We start from the raw sequence: 19,713 nt of genomic DNA on the forward strand, positions 1-19,713 counted from the left end.
CGAGCCGGGCTCCCCGCTCCGGCCGGTCGGCCCGCTCGGCCCGTTCGGCCCGCTCGGACCAGTCGGACCAGTCGGCCCGGTCGGCCCGGCCTCGGCGGCGCCCCGGCCCGGATCGCTCCGACGGAGACGACCCCGGCAGGTGACGGACCGCCTCCGGTCGCCTCACCGTTGCGCTCGCAGCCCAGCGTCGCGCTCGGCGCCGAACCCACAGCCGCACCGTCGGCCGCACCGGCCGCACCGGCCGCACCGACCGCACCGACCGCACCGACCGCCGAGTGGGCTCGACTTGCATTCGGACACCGTCGCTGGGTATAGCTGATATACCCCCCCAGGGTATATCGAAGGGACCACGATGACGTTCGACAGGCACCCGCACCACGGAGACACGCACGTCGACCCCGAGGCTCACGACCACCACACCAGCCACCGGGCCCACGAGAATCACGGCGACCACGCCGGCCACGCCGGGCGCGCCGACCAACCCGGCCACGCCGGGCACGGAGACCATGTCGCCCAATTCCGCCGGCTGTTCTGGATCATGCTGGCGCTGGCCGTGCCGGTGGTGGGGCTGAGCACGATGTTCGCCCACCTCGTCGGCTACCACCTGCCGGACACCGGGTGGATCCCCTGGGTCTCCCCCGTGCTCGGCACGGTCATGTACGCCTGGGGCGGCCGCCCGTTCCTCACCGGCGCCGCCGACGAGATCCGCGCCCGCCGCCCGGGAATGATGCTGCTCATCGCGCTGGCGCTCACCGTCGCGTTCGTCGCCTCGTGGGGCGCGAGCCTGGGCCTGCTCGACGGCGGCCTCGACTTCTGGTGGGAGCTGGCGCTGCTCGTCGTCATCATGCTGCTCGGCCACTGGATCGAGATGCGCTCGCTGGCGCAGACGACGTCGGCGCTCGACTCCCTCGCCGCCCTGCTGCCCGACGAGGCCGAGAGGGTCGACGGCGACGACATCGTCACGGTCTCCCCCGCCGACCTGGCGGTCGGGGATGTCGTCGTCGTGCGACCGGGTGCGTCGGTGCCGGCCGACGGCGAGATCGTCGACGGCTCGGCGAGCCTGGACGAGTCGATGATCACCGGCGAGTCGCGCACCGTGCGCCGCGGCGTCGGGGAGCAGGTCGTGGCCGGCACGATCGCCACCGACTCCGGACTACGGGTGCGGGTCACCGCGACCGGCGACGACACCGCGCTCGCCGGAATCCGCGCGCTCGTCGCCGACGCGCAGGCCTCCTCCTCGCGAGCCCAGCGCATCGCCGACACCGCCGCGGCCTGGCTGTTCTGGTTCGCGCTCGGCGCCGCGATCGTCACGGCGGTGGTCTGGAGCGCGCTGGGCCTGCCCGACTCCGCGGTGGTACGCACGATCACCGTGCTCGTCATCGCCTGCCCGCACGCCCTCGGACTGGCGATCCCGCTCGTCGTCTCGATCGCGACCGAGCGGGCGGCCCGCGGCGGGGTGCTCGTCAAAGACCGGCTCGCGCTGGAGTCGATGCGCACCGTCGACGCGGTGCTCTTCGACAAGACCGGCACCCTGACCAAGGGCGAGCCCACGGTCACCGGCGTCGAACCGGCTCAGGGTCGCGACGCCGACCAGGTGCTCGCGCTGGCGGCGGCCGCCGAGTCCGGCAGCGAGCACCCGCTGGCCCGCGCGATCGTGGCCGCGGCCGGTGACCGCGGGCTCGACGTGCCGGAGGCGGTCGACTTCACCTCCTCGCCCGCCGTCGGGGTCCGCGCGCGCGTCGAGGGCCGCGTCGTCGAGGTCGGCGGACCGAATCTGCTCGCACAGCACGAGCGCGCGGAGCTGCCGGTCGCGGCGCGGTGGCGCGACGAGGGCGCCATCATCCTGCACGTGCTCGTCGACGGCGAGCCGGCCGGTGCGCTGCGGCTGGCCGACGAGATCCGCCCGGAGTCGCGCGAGACCGTCGACGCGCTGCACGCCAACGGGGTGCAGGTCGTCATGATCACCGGAGACGCGCAGGCCGTCGCCGACACCGTGGCCGGGCAGCTCGGCATCGATCGCGTCTTCGCGGGCGTGCGCCCGGCCGACAAGGCCGCCACGGTGCAGCGACTGCAGGCCGAAGGCCACCAGGTCGCCATGGTCGGAGACGGTGTCAACGACGCCCCGGCGCTGGCCCAGGCCGACGTCGGCATCGCGATCGGCGCCGGCACCGACGTGGCGATCGGCTCGGCCGGGGTGATCCTCGCCTCCTCCGACCCCCAATCGGTGCTCTCGGTCATCGAGCTGTCGCGGGCCACCTACCGCAAGATGCGCGAGAACCTGTGGTGGGCCGCGGGCTACAACCTCGCCGCGGTGCCGTTGGCCGCGGGCGTGCTCGCGCCGATCGGGTTCGTGCTGCCGATGAGTGTGGGCGCGATCCTCATGTCGGCCTCCACGGTCGTCGTCGCCCTCAACGCCCAGCTGCTGCGCCGCCTCGACCTTAGCCCGGACGCGAGCGTGCGGGCGATGGCGCCCCGCCCCTGACTCCACCAATGGTCAGCGCAGGCTGTACAGTTCAGCCTGTGCTGACCATGACCTCGCGGCTCGACGTGATGAACCGGCTCGGTCGAGCGATGGCCGACCACACCCGGTCACGGATCCTGCTCACCCTGCTCGACACCCCGGCCTACCCGGCCGACCTGGCCCGCGACCTGGGCCTGACCCGCTCGAACGTGTCGAATCACTTGGCGTGCCTACGGGACTGCGGGATCGTGCGCGGCCACCCGCAGGGCCGCCAGACCCGTTACGAGATCGCCGACCCGCACCTGACCCGGGCGCTGAACGCGCTCCTGGAGGTGACGCTCACGGTCGACGAGAGCGCCCCCTGCCTCGACCCGCGCTGCGACCTCGCCGGCTGCGAGGCCCCGCCGGGCGCGCCGGCCCCGGCGGCCCCGGCGGCCCAGGTGGCCCAGGTGGCCCAGGTGGTTCGGGCATGAGCGACGCCTGCGGCTGCTGCGCCGGCGAGCGCCCGGACATCGACGAGCCGGAGGACCTGCCCTGGTGGCGGGACCGGGAGGTGCTGGTGCCGGCCGCCTCCGGCATCGCCCTCGGAGCCGGTCTGCTCGCCGAGTGGACCGGCGCGGGCCTCGTGGCGCTCGGGTTCTTCTGGGTCGGCCTCCTGCTCGGCGGGTCGACGTTCGTGCCCGGGGCGCTGCGCCGGCTCATGCGCGAGCGCCGCCTGGGCATCGGCCTGCTCATGACGATCAGCGCGACCGGCGCGGTGCTCCTCGGCCACGTCGGGGAGGCGGCGGCGCTGGCCTTCCTCTACTCGATCGCCGAGGCCCTCGAGGAGAAGGCGATGGACCGCGCCCGCGCCGGGCTGCGGGCGCTGCTCGACCTCGTGCCGGAGACGGCGACGGTCGTCCGCGATGGCGCGACCGCGCAGATCCCGGCGGCCGACCTGCGCGTCGGCGACCTGCTCCTCGTGCGCCCCGGCGAGCGCGTCGCCACGGACGGCGTCGTGCGGGAGGGCCGCAGCGCCCTGGACGCCTCGGCGATCACCGGCGAGTCGATCCCCGTCGAGGTCGCCGCCGGCGAGCCTGTGCCGGCGGGCGCGATCAACGGCTCGGGCTCCCTGCGCGTCGAGGCCACCGCCGCGGGCACCGACAACTCGCTGACGACGATCGTGCAGCTCGTGCAGCAGGCGCAGGCCCGCAAGGGCGCGCGGGCTCGGCTGGCGGACCGGATCGCCCGCCCGCTGGTGCCGGGCGTGCTCGTGCTCGCGCTGGCCGTCGCGATCATCGGCTCGCTGTTCGGCGACCCGCAGCTGTGGATCACCCGGGCGCTCGTCGTGCTCGTCGCGGCCTCGCCGTGCGCACTGGCGATCGCGGTGCCGGTGACGGTCGTCTCCGCGGTCGGCGCGGCGAGCCGGTTCGGGGTGGTCATCACCTCGGGGGCGGCGTTCGAGCGGTTCGGCGGCATCCGGCACGTCGCGCTCGACAAGACCGGCACGCTGACCCGCAACGAACCGACGGTGGCCCGGGTCGTCAGCGGCCCCTCGGCCTCCCCGCACTCGGTGATCTCGTGGGCGGCGAGCCTGGAGCGGCACAGCACCCACCCGCTGGCCGCGGCCATCACGGCCGCGGCGCCGCAGGGACCCGCGGCGCACTCGGTCTGCGAGACCGCGGGCGAGGGCATCACCGGCGAGCTCGACGGCGCGGCGATCGCCGTCGGCAGCCCGCGCCGCCTCGCCCCCGGGGAGTTGTCGCCGCAGGTCGACGAGCTGGAGGCCGAGGGCATGACGGTGGTCGTCGTGCACCGCGACGGCGCGCCGGTCGGGGCGATCGGGGTGCGCGACGAGCTGCGCCCCGAGGCCGCGGAGGCGGTCGCCGCGCTGACCGAGCGCGGCCTCGGCGTGACGATGCTGACCGGCGACAACACCCGCACCGCGCGGGCCCTGGCGGCCGCGGCGGGCATCGACGACGTGCGCGCGCAGCTGCGCCCGCAGGACAAGGCGGAGGCGGTCACCCTCCTGGGCCGCGAGCGCCCCACGGCGATGATCGGCGACGGCATCAACGACGCCCCGGCGCTGGGGGCCGCCGACGTCGGCATCGCGATGGGCGCGACCGGCTCGGACGCCGCGATCGAGTCGGCCGACATCGCGTTCACCGGCCACGACCTGCGGCTCATCCCGCAGGCCCTCGACCACGCCCGCCGCGGCCGGCGGATCATCGACCAGAACGTGGCGCTGTCGATCCTGCTCATCGCGATCCTGCCGCCGCTGGCGATCGCGGGCGTGCTCGGGCTGGCGGCCGTCGTGTTCGTCCACGAGGCCGCCGAGGTGGTCATCATCCTCAACGGCCTGCGCGCCGCCCGCGCCCGCCGGTCGCCGCTGCCGGCACCGGCCTCGCCCGGCTCCGCGCGCGTGCCCGAGCCCAGCCGGTAGCCCGGGCGCCTCCGGCCCTCGCCTCGAGCCCCAGCCTCGGGCTCCCGGCTCAGGAGCCGGGCCGCGGCAGGCGGGCGACGAACCGCTCGGTGCGCACGACCCCACGCCGGTGGCGCCCGGTGCTGATCGTCGCGTGCTCGTCGGCGGCGACGACGTCGAACTCCAGCGCGCGCCCGTCGACGGCGACGAGGGTGGCCTCGATGCGCACCGTCGAGCCGGGCACGGTCGGGGCGTCGTGAGAGAGGTCGACGTGGGTGCCGAGCGTCATCTCACCCTCGTCGAGGTGCCCGGCGAGCGCCTCGATGCACGCCCACTCGATGAGCCCGACCATGTACCCGGTCGCGAGCACCTGCGGCATCACGGTGAATCCGGGCGACTCCGGCAGCAGGTACGGCACCGTGCGTTCGACCGGCACGACGTACTCGAGCGTGTGGGTGATCCCCGGTCGCAGGCTGTCTTTCATGGGTGCTCCTTCTCGGCCTCGTCGAGAATGCCCAACGGGTCGACGTTCACAGACGGTCGCCGAGGGTTCGCTCTGCCGATCGGGCGATATAGCGCCCGTTCGGCAGAGCGCCGAAACCCCCGCGGAAGCCCGCTCAGCCCTTGAGCACCGCGGCGATCGACTCGCTGACGTAGTCGACGTTGTCGGGGTTGAGCGCGGCGACGCAGATGCGCCCGGTGTCGGTGCCGTAGACGCCGAACTCGTTGCGCAGGCGCACCATCTGGTCGCGGTTGAGGCCGGAGAAGCTGAACATGCCGACCTGGTCGGTGATGTAGCTCATGTCGGCCTCGACGCCGGCGCGCTGCAGGCCCTCGACGAGCGCCGAGCGCATCGACTTGATGCGATCACGCATCTGACCCAGCTCCTCGACCCACTGCTCGCGCAGCTGCGGGTCGGCGAGCACCGTCTCCACGAGGGCCGCGCCGTGGGTGGGCGGGTTGGAGTAGTTGGTGCGGATGACGATCTTGACCTGCGAGAGCACCCGGGCGGCCTCGTCGGAGTCGGAGCACACGATCGACAGGCCGCCGACCCGCTCGCCGTAGAGCGAGAAGCTCTTGGAGAACGAGGTGGAGACGAAGAAGTTCGGCACCCGCTGCGCGAACGCCCGCACGACGGCGCCGTCTTCGTCGATGCCCTCACTGAAGCCCTGGTAGGCCATGTCGAGGAACGGGGTGAGCCGGGCCTCGAGCACGGTGTCGATGACCTGCTGCCACTGGTCGGCGCTCAGGTCGTAGCCGGTCGGGTTGTGGCAGCACGCGTGCAGCACGACGATCGTGCCCGGCTCCGCGGCGCGCAGGTCGGCGAGCATGCCCTCGACGTCGACGCCCTTGGCGGCCGCGTCGTAGTAGCGGTACTTCTCGACGGTGAACCCGGCGCGGGTGAACAGCGCCTGGTGGTTCTCCCAGCTCGGGGTGGAGATGAGCACCTTTGCGTCCGGGCTGACCTGGCGCAGAAAGTCGGCGCCGAGCTTCAGCGCGCCGGTGCCGCCGAGGGCCTGCACGGTGACGACCCGGCCCTCCTCCAGCAGCGGGGAGCCGGCGCCGAAGACGAGCTCGCGCACGTCGGTGTCGTAGGTGGGCAGTCCGTCGATCGACAGGTACCCCTTGGCCTTGGGGTTCGCCGCGAGGCGGCGTTCGGCCTCCTCGACGCAGCGCAGCAGCGGCAGCACGCCGTGCTCGTTCTGGTACACGCCGACGCCGAGGTTGACCTTCTTGGGGTTGGCGTCGGCCTTGAACTGCTCGGTCAGGCCGAGGATGGCGTCCGGCGGGGCCTGCTGGACATCGCTGAAGAGCGTCATGATCGAGTCACCTTTCGACGCGCCTCACCCTATCGGCCCGCCCCGCGACGGCGGCTTCGCACTCCAGCGCTTGTTCCACTGGCGCTCCGCAGCCGCCGGGAAGCCCATGTGTTCAACAGTTGTCGAACAGCCGCTACGCTGGATGCCATGTCGTCGATCGGTTTTCGCCCCACGGCCGAAGACGCGCGCATTTTGCGGGAGGCCGCCCGCCCGGGAGAGAGCACGTCCGACACGCTGCGCCGGGCGCTGCGCCTGCTGGATCACGAACGCTGGCTCGAGCAGTTCCACGCCGACGCCGAGCGGCTGCACGACGAGGACGTCAACGCCGAACCGGAAGCCTGGTGATCCGCGGCGCGGTCTACCGCATCGACCTGGGCGGCGCGCGCGGCCACGAGCAGCGGGGCCGCCGCCTCGGCCTGGTGGTCTCACCGTCGCAGTCGCCGCTGTCCGTCGTCACCGTGATCCCCACCTCGACGTCGGCCCAGCCGGCGATCCACCGGCCCGAGCTGGAGATCGCCGGGCGGCCGACGCGGATGCTCATCGACCAGATCCGCTCGATCGACACCGACTACCTGGTCGGCGACCCGGTGGACTTCCTCTCCCGTGATCAGCTGGCCCAGGTTGAACTCGCCCTGGCGCACTACCTCGGCATCGCCGCCGTTCCCGGACCGGGCGCTCCCCGGCTGGGACGACGTAACCGGCGCTCGATCGCCGCGGCCCGAGGCGTTGGCGTGCCAGATCTGGACTCCGTCACCGGTTCTGCCGCCCGTGCGGCCAGCCGTGTACGCCTCGGCGAGCCACGAGCGGCCGTGGTCGGACTCGACGAGCATGCGCAGCTCGCCGAGGGTGCGCCGGCGGTCGAAGTCGGACGCCTCGGGGTTGGTGTGCAGCATCGACGTCATCCAGTAGGAGAAGTGCTGGGCCTTCCAGACGCGGTCGAGGCAGCGGTCGCTGTAGGTGTCGAGCACGGCGTCGTCGCCGCTGGAGTTCCAGTCCGCGAGCACCTCGGCGAGATGCGGACGTCTTGGAGCGCGAGGTTGAGGCCCTTCGCGCCCGTCGGCGGCACGGTGTGGGCGGCGTCGCCGGCGAGGAACAGGCTCCCCCACCGCATCGGCTCGGAGATGAAGCTGCGAAACGGCAACACGACCTTCTCGGTGATCGGCCCCTCGTTGACGGTGAAGTGATCGTCGTTGAGGCGCTCGCGGAAGACCTGCCAGATCGCCTCGTCGCTCCAGGTGGCCGAGTTTTGCCGGGTCGCACTGGAAGTCAAGACCCCGATCATGCGAGCCTTGGAGACGCTTTCATGACCTGATTGCCGCCTTTACGACCCGATCTTCGATTCCATGCCCGAGGATTGACCGAGCGAGCTATCGAAACGTCCCGTTCAGCACGGCGCGGCTGGTTCCACTCGACTCGCCACCAGCGTCCTCGTGCAAGTCAGTTCTGGCCTGCGCGGCCCGCGTGGCGCGGAAACGAACCTGCCCCGCCATCAGGCGGGGCAGGTTTCGGATTCTCACGCTAAGTGGAGCTGAGGGGACTCGAACCCCTGACCCCCTCCATGCCATGGAGGTGCGCTACCAGCTGCGCTACAGCCCCGTGGTCACGCGTTCCCGCGTGAGCACTCGCCCGAGTTTAGCCACCCCGCCTCCCCGAGACCAAATCACCCTCGCCCGATCTCGCCGGCGACCGCGCAGCCCGGCCGACGACCACGAAAACTGCGTGTCGTGGTGAAGACTGCGGCACGGACTGCAGTCCCGACCGTGACACGCAGTTCTCAGCGAAGTGGGGGGCTCGGGGGGTGGGGGCTCAGGGGCCGACGTTCCAGGCGGCCAGGCGCCAGGCGGAGCCGGTGTCGACGGTTCCGGCGCCGGCGGGCTTTTGTTCCAGCAGGGCCCAGTGGCAGTTGCGCAGGCCCTGGAACGACGTCCACGCGGTGCGCTGGTCGATGCCGGCGAGGTCGGCGGTCAGCGAGCGGGCGGTGACGCCGTGGGTGACGACGAGCCCCAGGCCCCCCGGCGCCAGGCGCGCCACGATGTCGTCGATCGCCGGCCGCGCCCGCGCCACGACATCGGAGACGGTCTCGCCGCTCTCCCCGCGCGCCAGGTCCTCCCCGGTCGCGATCGCGCGCCACAGCTGCGGGTAGCCCTCGACGACCTGCGCGTGGCTGAGCCCCTGCCAGGCGCCGACGTCGATCTCGCGCAGCCGCGCATCGGTCTCCAGGGGCAGGCCGCAGGCGTCGGCGATCGTCACCGCGGTGTGTCGGGCCCGGCTCAGGTCGCTGGCGACGACGAGCTGCGGCGCAAGACCCGCCAGCGTCGCGGCCGCCGCGTGCGCCTGCGCCAGGCCCGTCGCGTTGAGGTCGATGTCGAGCTGGCCCTGCCAGATCGCGCTCTGGTTGTGGTCGGTGACGCCGTGGCGCACGATCGCCAGCCGCCGCGGGGGCTCGGGCACCGCCCCGTCGTCGACCGTCGTGCGGCTCGACAGGCTCACGGCCGGTCGCGGGATGCGGTCCGCGCGACCGCTTCGCCGGCTCCAGCAGCATCGCCGGCCGAATCCCCGGCCGAATCACCGGCGTCGTCGGGCGGCCCCAGTCGCAGCGGGATCACGGGGCAGTCCTTCCACAGCCGCTCCAGCTGGTAGAAGCCGCGCTCCTCCTCGTGCTGCAGGTGCACGATGATGTCGCCGAAATCGAGCAGCACCCAGCGGCCTTCGCGCTCGCCCTCGCGGCGCAGCGGCTTGACGCCCGCCTCCCGCAGCTTCTCCTCGACGCTGTCGACGACCGAAGGCACCTGGCGTTCGTTGGCGACGGAGGCGATGACGAAGACGTCCGAAAGCGGAAACTGCCCGGAGACGTCGAGGGCGACGATGTCGGTCGCGAGTTTGTCCTCGGCGGCCGACGCGGCGATCTGGGCGAGGTCCTTGGCGGTCTGGCTTGCGGTAACGACGATCTCCTCCTTCGGCCGCGCCCTCAGACGAGAGGCATGCGCAGCGCGGGGTGCAACGCGGGCGGGGTGTCTTCGTGGCGGTAGAGACGGTACTTGCCGATGTACTGCACGACCCCGTCGGGCACCAGGTACCAGACGGGCTCGCCGCGGGCGACGCGGGCGCGGCAGTCGGTGGAGCTGATCGCCATCGCGGGCACCTCCGCGAGCGTCACCTCCCCCGCCGGCAGCCCGGCGTCGGTGAGGGTGTGCCCGGGGCGGGTGACCCCGACGAAGTGGGCCAGATCCCACAACTCGTCGACGTCCTTCCACGACAGGATGTGCGCGAGCGCGTCGGCGCCGGTGATGAAGTACAACTCGGAGGCGGGCCACTGCTCCTTGAGGTCCCGCAGCGTGTCGATCGTATACGTCGCGCCGCCGCGGTCGATGTCGACCCGGCTCACGGTGAACGAGGGGTTGGAAGCGGTCGCGATGACCGTCATGAGGTAGCGGTGCTCCGCCGGGGAGACCGCCTCCGCGCTCTTCTGCCAGGGCTGGCCGGTGGGGACGAAGACGACCTCGTCGAGTCCCAACATCGCGCCGACCTCGCTGGCCGCGACGAGGTGCCCGTGATGGATGGGGTCGAAGGTTCCGCCCATGACCCCCAGTCGGTGGGTCAGTGGTGGCCCCCGCAGCCCTGGTCGGAGGTGACCTCACGACGCTGCGCGCCATCGACCACGTCGTGCTCGGTGTGCGGGTGGCTTTCGGGCTCCAGCGGCACCGTGCGCCGGAAGAACCACAGGAACAGCAGCAGCAGCAGACCGAGCGCGAGCGCGATGAGGCCGAACGCCTCGGGCGGCATCGGCAGCGGACGGGTGAATCCGTGTCCACCGGCGTCCTCGGTGACCAAGAGGGCGAACTGGGAGAGCGTGGCCATGGGGTCAGCGTAGGGCACCGGCGGGCCGGACACGCCCGCGACGTCCAGGGGGCGTGGAGCGATCACACACCTATGCCACCTACGCTGGTACCTATGCCTGTGGAGCTTTCCGTCGTCGTGCCCGTCTACAACGAGGAGGACGTGCTACCGCTCCTCGTGGAGAGGCTGCGACCGGTGCTCGACGGGGTGAACGCCACGTACGAGGTCGTCGCCGTCGACGACGGCAGCACCGACGCCTCCGCGGTCATGATGCAGCGCATCCGCCACGACTGGCCGCAGTTCCGCGTGATCCGCCTGCGCGCCAACGCCGGTCACCAGGCGGCGATCTCCGCCGGCCTGGCCCGCGCGCGCGGCGACTACATGGTGACGATCGACGCCGACCTGCAGGACCCGCCCGAGGTCATCGAGCAGATGCTGCACCTGGCCCGCAGCGAGCGCGTCGACGTCGTCTACGGCGTGCGCAGCGACCGCAGCACCGACACCGCGTTCAAGCGCGGCACCGCCCGCGCCTTCTACGCGACGATGCGCCGCATCGCCAAGACCGAGGCGCCCATGGACGCGGGCGACTTCCGGCTCATGTCGCGCGCCACCGTCGACGCCGTCAACGCCCTGCCCGAGCACCACCGCGTGCTGCGGCTCGTCGTGCCGGCGCTCGGATTCCCCTCCGCGCAGGTCACCTACCGCCGCGAGGAGCGCGCCGCCGGCAACAGCAAGTACCCGTTGTCGAAGATGATCAAGCTCTCGCTCGACTCGCTGACCTCGCACACGATGGCGCCCTTGCGGCTCGCCACGTGGTTCGGGCTCATCGGCGGGCTGTTCGCGATCCTCATCTTCGTGTACGCGCTGTTCTCCTCGTTCTCCGGCCGCGCGGTCGCCGGCTGGACCTCGACGGTGGCCGCCGTCTCCTCGGTCGGCGCCGTGCAGCTCATCTGTCTGGGGTTGCTCGGCGAGTACGTCGGCCGGATGTACACGATGATGCAGGGCCGGCCCACGTACTTCGTCGCCCACGACAGCGACGACCCCCGCGAGCACGAATACGCCACGGAGGCGGGCGAGGAGCTCCCCGGGCTCGGGTCCGAGCACTACGACGAGGAGCACACCGCCTCCGGTTCGCAGCCGGTCGTCTCCGGCGCCCAGCCCGTCGTCTCGGGCGGCCAGCCGGTCGCCTCGGGCGCCCAGCCAGTCGCCTCCGGACCGCAGCCCGTCGTGACCGCCGCGAGCGTGTCGACCGGCGCCGCGGAGGTGGTCTCGGACTCCGCCGAGCTGGCCGAGCCGCAGCGCGAGCCCGGGTCGAGCAACGGCGCCAACGGAGCCGGGCCCAACGGCTCGCACGCCGCCGACGGCCTCGACACCTCGGTCTCCGGGGCAGGTGCGAACGGCTCCGGCTGGAGCCAGCACCGCTGAGCCCGCCCGATCGGACGACAGTCGGCGCCCCACCCGAGACCGGGTGGGGCGCCGTTGGTTTCGCGGGCGTGCGGGGGGGGTCAGACCGTGCGGCGGACCTCGGCGAACAGGCTGACGCCGGGCAGCTTCTTGACCGGCAGGAAGCGCTCGGCGGTGACGATGGCCTTGAGGCCGGCGTTGACGACCGGGTGCATGTCTTCGAGGTCGGAGCCGGTGCTCTTCTTGCGGCGCACCATGACGACGGGGCGCAGCAGCACGTTCCAGCTCGTCATCGACACCAGGTGCATGCCCTCGCGCTCGAGCACGTCGGTCAGCGTGCGGCGGGTGTAGCGGCGCACGTGGTCGACGGCGTCGTCGTGGGCCGACCACAGCTTCGGGTCGGCCGGCACCGCGACGAGAAACGTGCCACCGGGCTTGAGCACGCGGCGCACCTCGCGCACGCAGGCGTCGTCGTCCTCGAGGTGCTCGAGCACGTCGAAGGCGGAGACGAGGTCGAGGCTGGCGTCGGCCAGCGGCAGCAGCGTGGCGTCGGCGCGCATCACCGGCAGGCCACGGTCGCGGCACACCTCGGCGCCCTCGGGACCGTATTCGAGGGGGCTGGCCTGCCAGCCCAGATCGCGCAGCACGCGGGTGTTGCCGCCGCCGGCGGCTCCGATGTCCAGCGCCTTCCCCGGAGTACGTCCCTTGAGCATCTGACGCAGCAGATGACGACGCTCGGCGTACCACCAGTGCTTGTCTTCCAGGGCGGCGAGCTTACGGACTTCGGTTCCTTCCATGAGGTCCGATCCTGCCACGTCACACGTGTGCACGAGGATTCCTCCCCCGCGCGTCGCCGCCGCCGCGCGGACGCGGGCTCCGGGCGGTTCCGACGCGCCGTTCGAGCCGCCGCGCAGTACGGTCGGGCCCATGCCGCGACCCACGCGCCCGACCGTTCGCAGGAGGGTCCGATGACCGAGCAGAGTTCGACGCACACCTCGACGGAGAGCACGCCGATCCCCTACGCCGACCTGGCCACCGACGCCGGCACCGGCGGCGACATCCTCGTCGAGCTCATGCGCGAGCAGGGCGTCGACGTCGCCTTCGGGGTCATCAGCATCCACAACCTGCCGCTCGTGGAGGCGGTCGACCGCGACCTGCGGTTCGTGCCGGTGCGGCACGAGGCGTCGGCGATCAACGCCGCCGACGGCTACGCGCGGGCGACGGGCCGCATCGGGGTCGCGATCACCTCCACCGGCACCGGAGCCGGCAACGCCGCCGGGGCCATGCTCGAGGCGCTCACCGCGCAGAGCCGGGTGCTGCACGTCACCGGCAACGTCGAGTCGTCGGTGCTCGGCGAGGAGCGCGGCGTGTATCACGAGGTCCCGCGCCAGCTCGACATGCTCGAGGCGGTCTCGGCGCACGCGATCCGCATCGAGACCGCCCGGGGCTCGCGCGACGCCCTGACGCGGGCCGTCCGGCTGCTCGCCGCGCCCCCGTACGGGCCGGTCAGCGTGGACTGGCCCATCGACCTCCAATACACCGCCGACCCGACCGCGCAGAACAAGGTCGGCGGCACCGACCCGGCCGTGCGCACCGGGGTGAAGCGCGACATCGAGCGGGCCGCCCGGGTGCTGCGGCAGGCCCGCCGGCCGCTGATCTGGGCCGGCGGCGGCTCCCGGCGGGTCGGCCCGGCCCTGGCCGAACTCGCGCAGGCATGGGGAGCCGGGGTGCTGTGCGGCGCGAACGGCCGCGGCGCCGTCGCCGAGGACCACCCGCTGTACCTCGGCAACTTCGCCGCCGACGAGGCGCTCGCGCAGCTCGTCACCGACGCGGACTGCCTCCTGACCGTCGGCAGCCACCTGCGCGGCCACGAGACCGACAACTTCGAGCTGCCGCTGCCGACGACGCACGTGCAGATCGACGTCGACGCCGACGCCCTCGGCCGCAACTACGAGGTGACCGTGGGCCTGCACGCCGACGCCACCGCGGTCGTGCCCGCGCTGCTCTCGGAGTTGGGTGAGGTCGAGACCGAGGACGACTGGGCCGGCCGGATTCGCTCGGCCGCCGACGCCGCCCGGGCCGGGCACCGCGAGGAGATCGGGGCGTACGCGCAGATCTGCGACTCGATGCGCTCCCGCGCGACGCGCCGATCGTGCGCGACGTGACGATCCCCGGCAGCTCGTGGGGCAACCGTCTCCTGCAGGTGTACGACCCGACGACCAACGTGTTCGCCGCCGGTGGTGGCATCGGCCAGGGGCTGGGCATGGCGATCGGCACCGGCATCGCCAAACCCGACACCCCGACGCTGGCCATCATCGGAGACGGCGGCCTGCAGGTGCACCTCGGCGAGTTGTGCACGCTCGCGGACGAGCGGCCGCACGTCATCGTCGCGTTGTTCAACGACGGCGGCTACGGCGTGCTGCGCAACCTGCAGGACGCCAAGGACTCCCCGCGCCGCGCCGTCGACCTGGCCACCCCCGACCACGCGCTGCTCGCGCGCTCGCTGGGGCTCGACCACGAACTCGTCACCGAGACAGGCGGTTTCGACCGCGCCCTCGCGGCGGCGGTGCAGCGGCGCTCCCCGACGATCATCGAGATCGACGTCGCGTCGCTGCTGCCGCGGCCGGAGCCGATGGTGCCGCCGGTCAACGTGCCCTGAGCCTCAGGGCGTCCGCTGATCCTTGGTCAGGTGCAGCAGCGCGTTGTCGCCGGTGTCGATGAGGGCGTAGCGCCGCGCGCCGTCGCGGCCGTGCAGCACGAAGACGAACCGGCGCTCGTCGCGGTCCTCCAGCTCCCACCAGCCGGTGTCGGCGATGGACTTCTCGGAGTCGGTGTACGTCGCGTGGTCGAGATCGTGATCGGGCACCGGCACCGCCAGCCGGTCGCGCCGCGGGCTCGTCGGCAGGCCCTTGGGCACCGCCCACGACCGCAGTACCCCGCCCTCCTCAAGCCGCAGATCGACGTGCGGCCGCGGCACGCGGTGGTCGTGCACCACGAACACCGGCCGAGACGTCACCCGCCCATTCGAGCACGCCGGGCCTACTTCCCGCACCCCGCGAGCCCGCGCCCGAGTGCCCGACCGCCCGCCCCACGCTTCCGCCTGCCCGACTTCTCCGACCGCCCCGCGCCCGCTTCCCGACCCCCCGGCCGACTTTCCGACCGCCCTCACCCCACTTCCCCGAGGCCCGGCCCCCACTTCGCTGAGAACTGCGTGTCGTGCTCGGAACTGCGGTCCGTGCCGCAGTCCTCACCACGACACGCAGTCTTGACGGACGGGGTCGGTCGGGTCTGGGACGGGCAGGGGCGAGCCGAGCGTGAGCGGGACGGGCCGGCCGAGACCAGTCAGGCGCCGGCAGGGCCGAGCCGCGGGCTCGGGCGTCCGCGAGGGGTGGCGGGGCTGAGACGATGGCCTCATGTCCGAACCGCTGATCGTCACGCGGCGCTTCGCGATCCCGGAGGCGGAGCTGGCCGAGCGGTTCTCGCGCTCGTCCGGCCCGGGCGGTCAGGGCGTCAACACGGCCGACTCGCGGGTGGAGTTGACCTTCGACGTCGCCGGATCACCGTGCGTACCCGAGGATTTGCGCGATCGGCTGCTGTCCCGGCTGGCGGGTCGCCTGGTCGACGGGCGACTCACCGTCGCCGTCAGCGACGAGCGGCGGCAGCTGGCGAACCGCCGGCTGGCCCGGCAGCGACTGGCGCAGCTGCTGCGCGAGGCGGCCGCCCCACCGGCCCGCGCCCGGCGGCCCACGAAGCCCACCCGCGGATCGGTCGAACGACGGCTCGCCGGCAAGCGGCACCGCGCGCAGCTCAAGCGGGGACGCGGCCGCCGCGACCCCGACGACTGACGGGTTTCACGGTTTAACGGCGACCGGCAGCCCCGGGCTCAGCGCGGAAATCGCCATATCGACGATCCCGATCAGCTCCCTGACCATCGCCGAGCCCCTGACCAGCACCGACGCCCCGACCCATCGCATCGGGATCGTCGATATGGCGATACGTCAGCCGGAGCCCCACCCGACACCCACCCGACACCCCGGCCAGACGTGGCGACCGAGCCGACGAGGGGCGTCAGTCCGCGGCGCGGACGGCCGCCGCCAAGGCACCGGTCCGCGCGGCGAGTTCCCTTGTCTCCTCGATCAACTCAGGGGCCTTCGGGTCGTCGGCCGGCCCGCGTTGAGCCGCACGGTGTGCGCCCCCGACGCCACGGCGGCGTCGGCGAGGTAGAGCGCGGTCGCCGCATCACCGGCGAGATCCGGTTTGCCGCCCTCGAACAGCTCCTGGGCGACCTGCGCCAGGCGGCTGCCGATGCGGCACACCTCGACGGGCACCGCGCACGCGCTGCGCGCGGCCCGCACGATCCGCTCCTCGCGATCCGGGGCGTCCGCCGGCAGTTGCCACGCCTCGAGCAACGGCTCGAACGCCGGCCCGTCCGCGTCGGCCAACTCGCGCAGGCGCCGGCCCGCCGCCGTCACCTCACCGACGCGAACATCGTCCCAGTCGGCGAAGCGCGCGGCCATCGCCAGGAGCGCCGCCGCGGAGGCGGCCGCCAACGCGGCGTGCGGCCCGGCTCCGAACTCGGCGGTGTGCGCCGCGGTGCGGGCGAGCAACTCGTCGACAGAGCACTCGAAGATCACATCTGTGCTGTCCATGCCGCGACCCTGTCACGCCTCCGCCGAGAACGCGCGGTGTCCCCCACTCGAGAACGCACGCCACGGGTCGCCACGTGAAGACCGCCGTCGCTCAGCGAGTCTGACCGTCTCCCTCGACGATCCACTTGGTCGTGGTCAGCTCCGGCAGGGCCATCGGGCCGCGGGCGTGCAGCTTCTGGGTGGAGATGCCGATCTCCGCGCCGAAACCGAACTCGCCGCCGTCGGTGAACCGCGTCGAGGCGTTGACCATGACGGCGGCGGCGTCGATCTCGGCGGTCCAGCGCCGGGCGGCGCCGCGGCTCTCGGTGACGATCGCCTCGGTGTGGCCGGTCGAGTACCGGCGCACATGCGCGAGCGCCGCGTCGATGTCGCCGACGACCGCCACCGACATCTCCAGCGCGTGGAATTCGGTGTCGAAGTGCTCCTCGGTCGCCTCGTCGACGGCCACCCCCTCGGGCGCCGCGGCGCGCGTGGCCGCGTCGCCGTGCAGCACGACACCGGCTCCGGCGAGGTCGGCGAGCATGCCGGGCAGGAAGAGGTCGGCGACCGCGGCGTCGACGAGCAGCGTCTCGGCCGCGTTGCACACGCTGGGCCGCTGGGTCTTGGAGTTCATGACGATCGCGCGCGCCTTGTCGAGGTCGGCCGCGGAGTGCACGTACACGTGCACGTTGCCGGAGCCGGTCTCGATGACGGGCACGATCGACTCGCGCACGACGGTGGCGATAAGGTCGGCGCCGCCGCGGGGAATGATGACGTCGACGAGACCGTGGGCGCGCATGAGGGCGCGCGCGGCATCACGGTCTCCGGTGAGCAGGCAGACGGCGTCGGCGGGCAGGCCGCGCGCCTCCAGGCACTCGCGCAGCAACTCCACGAGCGCCTCGTTGCCGTGCTCGGCCGCCGAACCTCCGCGCAGGATCACGGCATTGCCGCTCTTGAGCGCGAGCCCGGCCGCATCGACGGTGACGTTCGGGCGCGCCTCGTAGATGATGCCGACGACGCCGAGCGGCACCCCCACCTGCCGGATCTGCAGTCCGTTCGGCAGCGTCGAGCCGCGCACGACCTCCCCCACCGGGTCGGGCAGCGTGGCGACCTGCCGCAGCGCGTCGGCGATCCCGGCCAGCCGAGCCTCGTCGAGCCGGAGCCGGTCGATGAGCCCGGCCGGCAACCCCCGCTCGCGGACGCGGGCCAGGTCGCGCTCGTTGGCCTCGACGACCCGCTGCGCGCCCGCCTCCACGGCGTCGGCCATCGCGAGCAACGCGGCGTCCTTGTCGGCCCGAGACAGCAGCGCCAACGCGCGGGAGGCCTCCCGCGCGCAACGGGCCAGCTCCTCCACGTGAGTGGTCACGGCGTCATCGATGAGCGTGGACATGACCGAAGGGTACGGCCAGCGGCGCGCGATTCCACGGCCGGTCCGGTTCGCGAAACGCGGGTCTACTCGTCGAAGTCGACGCGGCGCACCATCCGCACCATGAACGGCTGGAAGCCGGCGCGCTCGTACAGCCGTAGGGCCCCGGTGTTCGAGGCGAGGGTCTCCAGCGAGAGGTACTCGATCTCACGCCGGTCCAGTTCCTTCTGGCAGGCGTTGAGCAGGGCGAGGCCGATGCCCTGGCCGCGCCGCTCGGGCAGCACCGCGAGCGTCTCGACGTCGCCGTAGCTCTCGCCCAGGTCGAACGCCGCGCCGGAGGTCACCAGGTGCAGCGCGGCGTAGCCGACGACCTCGTCGGTGTCCGGGTCGAAGGCGAGGAAGACGATGCCGCCGGCGTCGTTGATCCACTCCAGGTACTGCTGGTGACGCCGGGCCCAGGCCTCACCCGGCTCGCGGACCTCCCAGACCCCGTCCGAAAGCCGCTCGTAGTCGGCGATCATCACCTTCCACAGGTGCTTGACCTTGGTGAGATCGCGCGCATGCGCCCGCTCGATGCGGAAAGTCATGACTCGACGGTAGCGGGCCGGGCCGCGCGCGGGCGAACCACCGGCACAGTCGAGGACGAACGGGCGGAGCCGGTCGGCGAGCCGCTCACAGCAGCGCCATGCGGTCGCGGTGCACGACCTCCCGGGCGTAGTAGCTGCCGAAGACGTCGCCGAGCCAGCGGGTGCTGCGCCCGAGCAACCGCGGCAGCTCGTCGCTGCCGTACGTGACGAGTCCGCGGGCGACGGGCCGGCCGCGGCGGTCGGTGATCTCGACCGGCGCGCCCTGCTCGAAACTGCCGGTCACCTCGACCACGCCCGCGGGCAGCAGCGAGGCGCCCTTCTCGACGAGCGCCCGCACCGCGCCGTCGTCGATGACGAGTCCGCCGACCGGGTCGCTGGCGTGCGCGAGCCACAGCATCCGGGAGGCGGGTCGCGGCGACGTCGGCAGGAAGGCGGTGCCGCCGGGGGCCCCGGCCAGGGCCGACTCGATGGCGTTGCTCGAGGCGAGCAGGGTGGTGATGCCGGCACCCGTGGCGATCCGGGCCGCCTCCACCTTGGTGACCATGCCGCCGGTGCCGATGCGCGAGCCGACGCCGCCGAGGCGCACGGAGTCGAGGTCGCGCCGCGAGCGCACGGTGTCGATGGGGCGGGAGCCGGGCTCCGACGGAGGTCCGTCGTAGAGGGCGTCGACGTCGGTGAACAGCACGAGCGCGTCGGCGCGCACGAGGTGCGCGACGAGCGCGGCGAGCCGGTCGTTGTCACCGAACCGGATCTCGTCGGTGGCCACCGCGTCGTTCTCGTTGATGACCGGCACGACGCCCTGGCGCAACAGCCGCGTCACCGCGCGCCGCGCGTTGACGTAGCCCTGCTGGCGGATGAGGTCGTCGACGGTCAGCAGCACCTGGCCGACGTGCAGGCCGTGCCGCCCGAACGCGTCGGTGTACGCGGCGACGAGCGCGCCCTGGCCGACGCTCGCGGCCGCCTGTTGCGCGGCGAGGTCGCGCGGGCGTCCGGGGAGGCCGAGTGGTCCCAGGCCCGCCGCGATGGCACCCGAGGAGACGAGCACGACGTCGGTGCCCCCGCGGCGGCGTTGCGCCAGGGCGTCGCTGATCCGCCGGAGGCGGTCGCGGTCGAGGAGCCCGTGGGCGTCGGTCAGCGAACTCGACCCGACCTTGACGACGAGGCGGCGCGCCAGGCGGACGCCCTCGCGGCCCGCGGTCTCCGGCGCGC

The 19,713-nt window shown here is 72.9% G+C and carries 21 protein-coding genes, 1 tRNA gene and 1 pseudogene; 9 read left to right on the forward strand and 14 right to left on the reverse strand.

Going from position 1 to position 19,713, the window contains the following annotated elements; translation table 11 throughout:
• Window positions 1-352 precede the first annotated feature (352 nt).
• From PINTE_RS13620 to PINTE_RS13630, 3 genes are read left to right on the forward strand one after another with little or no spacing between them, the layout of a single operon-like run.
• Window positions 353-2,482 carry a heavy metal translocating P-type ATPase gene (locus tag PINTE_RS13620; protein ID WP_068431646.1) on the forward strand — a complete coding sequence of 710 codons (2,130 nt, stop codon included), beginning with the start codon at window positions 353-355 and terminating at the stop codon, window positions 2,480-2,482.
• Between the two features lie 38 nt (window positions 2,483-2,520).
• Window positions 2,521-2,934 carry a Cd(II)/Pb(II)-sensing metalloregulatory transcriptional regulator CmtR gene (gene cmtR / locus PINTE_RS13625; protein ID WP_068431649.1) on the forward strand — a complete coding sequence of 138 codons (414 nt, stop codon included), beginning with the start codon at window positions 2,521-2,523 and terminating at the stop codon, window positions 2,932-2,934.
• Entirely contained in the window at window positions 2,931-4,883 is a 1,953-nt protein-coding gene (locus PINTE_RS13630; protein ID WP_068431652.1) for a heavy metal translocating P-type ATPase, read from the forward strand. The genes cmtR and PINTE_RS13630 overlap by 4 nt, the downstream gene beginning before the upstream one ends.
• Before the next feature lie 49 nt (window positions 4,884-4,932).
• Here the strand turns inward: PINTE_RS13630 and PINTE_RS13635 are convergent, their stop codons facing one another.
• On the reverse strand, window positions 4,933-5,346 hold the full coding sequence (locus PINTE_RS13635) for a thioesterase family protein (RefSeq protein ID WP_068431655.1): 414 nt from the start codon (window positions 5,344-5,346) through the stop codon (window positions 4,933-4,935).
• A 133-nt stretch (window positions 5,347-5,479) separates the two neighbouring features.
• The gene (locus PINTE_RS13640) at window positions 5,480-6,682 is read right to left on the reverse strand and encodes an amino acid aminotransferase (RefSeq protein ID WP_068431658.1); all 1,203 of its coding nucleotides are present in this window, start codon (window positions 6,680-6,682) and stop codon (window positions 5,480-5,482) included.
• Between the two features lie 147 nt (window positions 6,683-6,829).
• Here PINTE_RS13640 and PINTE_RS13645 point away from each other — a divergent pair, with 147 nt between their 5' ends.
• Both PINTE_RS13645 and PINTE_RS21985 read left to right on the forward strand, forming a co-directional pair.
• Window positions 6,830-7,027: a hypothetical protein gene (locus tag PINTE_RS13645; RefSeq protein ID WP_068431661.1), complete on the forward strand. Its 198-nt coding sequence runs from the start codon at window positions 6,830-6,832 to the stop codon at window positions 7,025-7,027.
• Window positions 7,024-7,314, forward strand: a pseudogene (locus tag PINTE_RS21985) (type II toxin-antitoxin system PemK/MazF family toxin); the annotation flags it as partial. The gene PINTE_RS13645 and the pseudogene PINTE_RS21985, both read left to right, overlap by 4 nt.
• 266 nt (window positions 7,315-7,580) lie before the next feature.
• Here PINTE_RS21985 and PINTE_RS21990 read toward each other — a convergent pair.
• The 6 genes from PINTE_RS21990 to PINTE_RS13675 all read right to left on the reverse strand — a co-directional run bounded on the left by PINTE_RS21990 (window position 7,581) and on the right by PINTE_RS13675 (window position 10,540).
• Window positions 7,581-7,964, reverse strand: coding sequence for an FAD-dependent monooxygenase (locus tag PINTE_RS21990; RefSeq protein ID WP_306304860.1), 384 nt, complete (start codon window positions 7,962-7,964; stop codon window positions 7,581-7,583).
• 241 nt (window positions 7,965-8,205) lie between these two features.
• A tRNA-Ala gene (locus PINTE_RS13655) sits at window positions 8,206-8,278 on the reverse strand.
• A 210-nt stretch (window positions 8,279-8,488) separates the two neighbouring features.
• Window positions 8,489-9,172, reverse strand: a complete 684-nt coding sequence (locus PINTE_RS13660) for a histidine phosphatase family protein (protein WP_068431667.1) — start codon at window positions 9,170-9,172, stop codon at window positions 8,489-8,491.
• Window positions 9,169-9,762 (reverse strand): ribosome silencing factor, encoded by a 594-nt coding sequence (rsfS, locus tag PINTE_RS13665; RefSeq protein WP_444543860.1) that lies wholly within the window; start codon window positions 9,760-9,762, stop codon window positions 9,169-9,171. The genes PINTE_RS13660 and rsfS overlap by 4 nt, the downstream gene beginning before the upstream one ends.
• On the reverse strand, window positions 9,651-10,283 hold the full coding sequence (gene nadD, locus PINTE_RS13670; protein WP_373280163.1) for a nicotinate-nucleotide adenylyltransferase: 633 nt from the start codon (window positions 10,281-10,283) through the stop codon (window positions 9,651-9,653). The genes rsfS and nadD overlap by 112 nt, the downstream gene beginning before the upstream one ends.
• Window positions 10,280-10,540 carry a hypothetical protein gene (locus tag PINTE_RS13675; RefSeq protein ID WP_157087251.1) on the reverse strand — a complete coding sequence of 87 codons (261 nt, stop codon included), beginning with the start codon at window positions 10,538-10,540 and terminating at the stop codon, window positions 10,280-10,282. Before PINTE_RS13675 ends, nadD begins: the two co-directional genes overlap by 4 nt.
• 93 nt (window positions 10,541-10,633) lie before the next feature.
• On the opposite strand from PINTE_RS13675, the gene PINTE_RS13680 reads away from it, so the two are divergent.
• Entirely contained in the window at window positions 10,634-11,944 is a 1,311-nt protein-coding gene (locus tag PINTE_RS13680; protein WP_306304859.1) for a glycosyltransferase family 2 protein, read from the forward strand.
• 80 nt (window positions 11,945-12,024) lie between these two features.
• On the opposite strand, the gene PINTE_RS13685 is transcribed toward PINTE_RS13680, so the two are convergent.
• On the reverse strand, window positions 12,025-12,720 hold the full coding sequence (locus PINTE_RS13685; protein ID WP_068431675.1) for a class I SAM-dependent methyltransferase: 696 nt from the start codon (window positions 12,718-12,720) through the stop codon (window positions 12,025-12,027).
• A 171-nt stretch (window positions 12,721-12,891) separates the two neighbouring features.
• Here PINTE_RS13685 and PINTE_RS13690 point away from each other — a divergent pair, with 171 nt between their 5' ends.
• Together PINTE_RS13690 and PINTE_RS24410 are read left to right on the forward strand one after the other, a co-directional pair.
• The gene (locus PINTE_RS13690) at window positions 12,892-14,088 is read left to right on the forward strand and encodes a thiamine pyrophosphate-binding protein (protein ID WP_245642947.1); all 1,197 of its coding nucleotides are present in this window, start codon (window positions 12,892-12,894) and stop codon (window positions 14,086-14,088) included.
• Window positions 14,085-14,582, forward strand: coding sequence for a thiamine pyrophosphate-dependent enzyme (locus PINTE_RS24410; RefSeq protein ID WP_245642948.1), 498 nt, complete (start codon window positions 14,085-14,087; stop codon window positions 14,580-14,582). Before PINTE_RS13690 ends, PINTE_RS24410 begins: the two co-directional genes overlap by 4 nt.
• 3 nt (window positions 14,583-14,585) lie before the next feature.
• Here PINTE_RS24410 and PINTE_RS13695 read toward each other — a convergent pair whose 3' ends face one another.
• A complete protein-coding gene (locus PINTE_RS13695) occupies window positions 14,586-14,939 on the reverse strand; it encodes a DNA polymerase ligase N-terminal domain-containing protein (RefSeq protein WP_068431678.1) in 354 nt (117 codons plus the stop codon).
• A gap of 397 nt (window positions 14,940-15,336) precedes the next feature.
• Here PINTE_RS13695 and arfB point away from each other — a divergent pair, with 397 nt between their 5' ends.
• On the forward strand, window positions 15,337-15,768 hold the full coding sequence (arfB, locus tag PINTE_RS13700; protein WP_068431681.1) for an alternative ribosome rescue aminoacyl-tRNA hydrolase ArfB: 432 nt from the start codon (window positions 15,337-15,339) through the stop codon (window positions 15,766-15,768).
• Window positions 15,769-16,059: 291 nt separating this feature from the next.
• Here the strand turns inward: arfB and PINTE_RS13705 are convergent, their stop codons facing one another.
• The 4 genes from PINTE_RS13705 to proB form a co-directional block, all read right to left on the reverse strand.
• The gene (locus PINTE_RS13705) at window positions 16,060-16,572 is read right to left on the reverse strand and encodes a cyclodeaminase/cyclohydrolase family protein (RefSeq protein WP_084343596.1); all 513 of its coding nucleotides are present in this window, start codon (window positions 16,570-16,572) and stop codon (window positions 16,060-16,062) included.
• A gap of 91 nt (window positions 16,573-16,663) precedes the next feature.
• On the reverse strand, window positions 16,664-17,941 hold the full coding sequence (locus PINTE_RS13710) for a glutamate-5-semialdehyde dehydrogenase (protein WP_068431686.1): 1,278 nt from the start codon (window positions 17,939-17,941) through the stop codon (window positions 16,664-16,666).
• A gap of 62 nt (window positions 17,942-18,003) precedes the next feature.
• Entirely contained in the window at window positions 18,004-18,504 is a 501-nt protein-coding gene (locus PINTE_RS13715) for a GNAT family N-acetyltransferase (protein ID WP_068431689.1), read from the reverse strand.
• A gap of 85 nt (window positions 18,505-18,589) precedes the next feature.
• Window positions 18,590-19,678 (reverse strand): glutamate 5-kinase, encoded by a 1,089-nt coding sequence (proB, locus tag PINTE_RS13720; RefSeq protein ID WP_084343597.1) that lies wholly within the window; start codon window positions 19,676-19,678, stop codon window positions 18,590-18,592.
• Window positions 19,679-19,713: the final 35 nt, after the last annotated feature.

Source organism: Piscicoccus intestinalis NBRC 104926 (assembly GCF_001515525.1).
Lineage (GTDB): Bacteria > Actinomycetota > Actinomycetes > Actinomycetales > Dermatophilaceae > Kineosphaera > Kineosphaera intestinalis.

Excerpts from the sequence above, each read along its gene's own strand:
- PINTE_RS13685 (WP_068431675.1), bottom strand. The coding sequence starts at position 12,720 with ATGGAAGGAACCGAAGTCCGTAAGCTCGCCGCCCTGGAAGACAAGCAC.
- PINTE_RS21990 (WP_306304860.1), bottom strand. The coding sequence starts at position 7,964 with ATGATCGGGGTCTTGACTTCCAGTGCGACCCGGCAAAACTCGGCCACC.
- PINTE_RS13710 (WP_068431686.1), bottom strand. The coding sequence starts at position 17,941 with ATGTCCACGCTCATCGATGACGCCGTGACCACTCACGTGGAGGAGCTG.
- PINTE_RS13630 (WP_068431652.1), top strand. The coding sequence starts at position 2,931 with ATGAGCGACGCCTGCGGCTGCTGCGCCGGCGAGCGCCCGGACATCGAC.
- PINTE_RS13675 (WP_157087251.1), bottom strand. The coding sequence starts at position 10,540 with ATGGCCACGCTCTCCCAGTTCGCCCTCTTGGTCACCGAGGACGCCGGT.
- PINTE_RS13690 (WP_245642947.1), top strand. The coding sequence starts at position 12,892 with ATGACCGAGCAGAGTTCGACGCACACCTCGACGGAGAGCACGCCGATC.
- PINTE_RS13620 (WP_068431646.1), top strand. The coding sequence starts at position 353 with ATGACGTTCGACAGGCACCCGCACCACGGAGACACGCACGTCGACCCC.
- PINTE_RS13645 (WP_068431661.1), top strand. The coding sequence starts at position 6,830 with ATGTCGTCGATCGGTTTTCGCCCCACGGCCGAAGACGCGCGCATTTTG.
- arfB (WP_068431681.1), top strand. The coding sequence starts at position 15,337 with ATGTCCGAACCGCTGATCGTCACGCGGCGCTTCGCGATCCCGGAGGCG.
- PINTE_RS13705 (WP_084343596.1), bottom strand. The coding sequence starts at position 16,572 with ATGGACAGCACAGATGTGATCTTCGAGTGCTCTGTCGACGAGTTGCTC.
- PINTE_RS13635 (WP_068431655.1), bottom strand. The coding sequence starts at position 5,346 with ATGAAAGACAGCCTGCGACCGGGGATCACCCACACGCTCGAGTACGTC.
- PINTE_RS13640 (WP_068431658.1), bottom strand. The coding sequence starts at position 6,682 with ATGACGCTCTTCAGCGATGTCCAGCAGGCCCCGCCGGACGCCATCCTC.
- PINTE_RS13715 (WP_068431689.1), bottom strand. The coding sequence starts at position 18,504 with ATGACTTTCCGCATCGAGCGGGCGCATGCGCGCGATCTCACCAAGGTC.
- PINTE_RS13680 (WP_306304859.1), top strand. The coding sequence starts at position 10,634 with ATGCCTGTGGAGCTTTCCGTCGTCGTGCCCGTCTACAACGAGGAGGAC.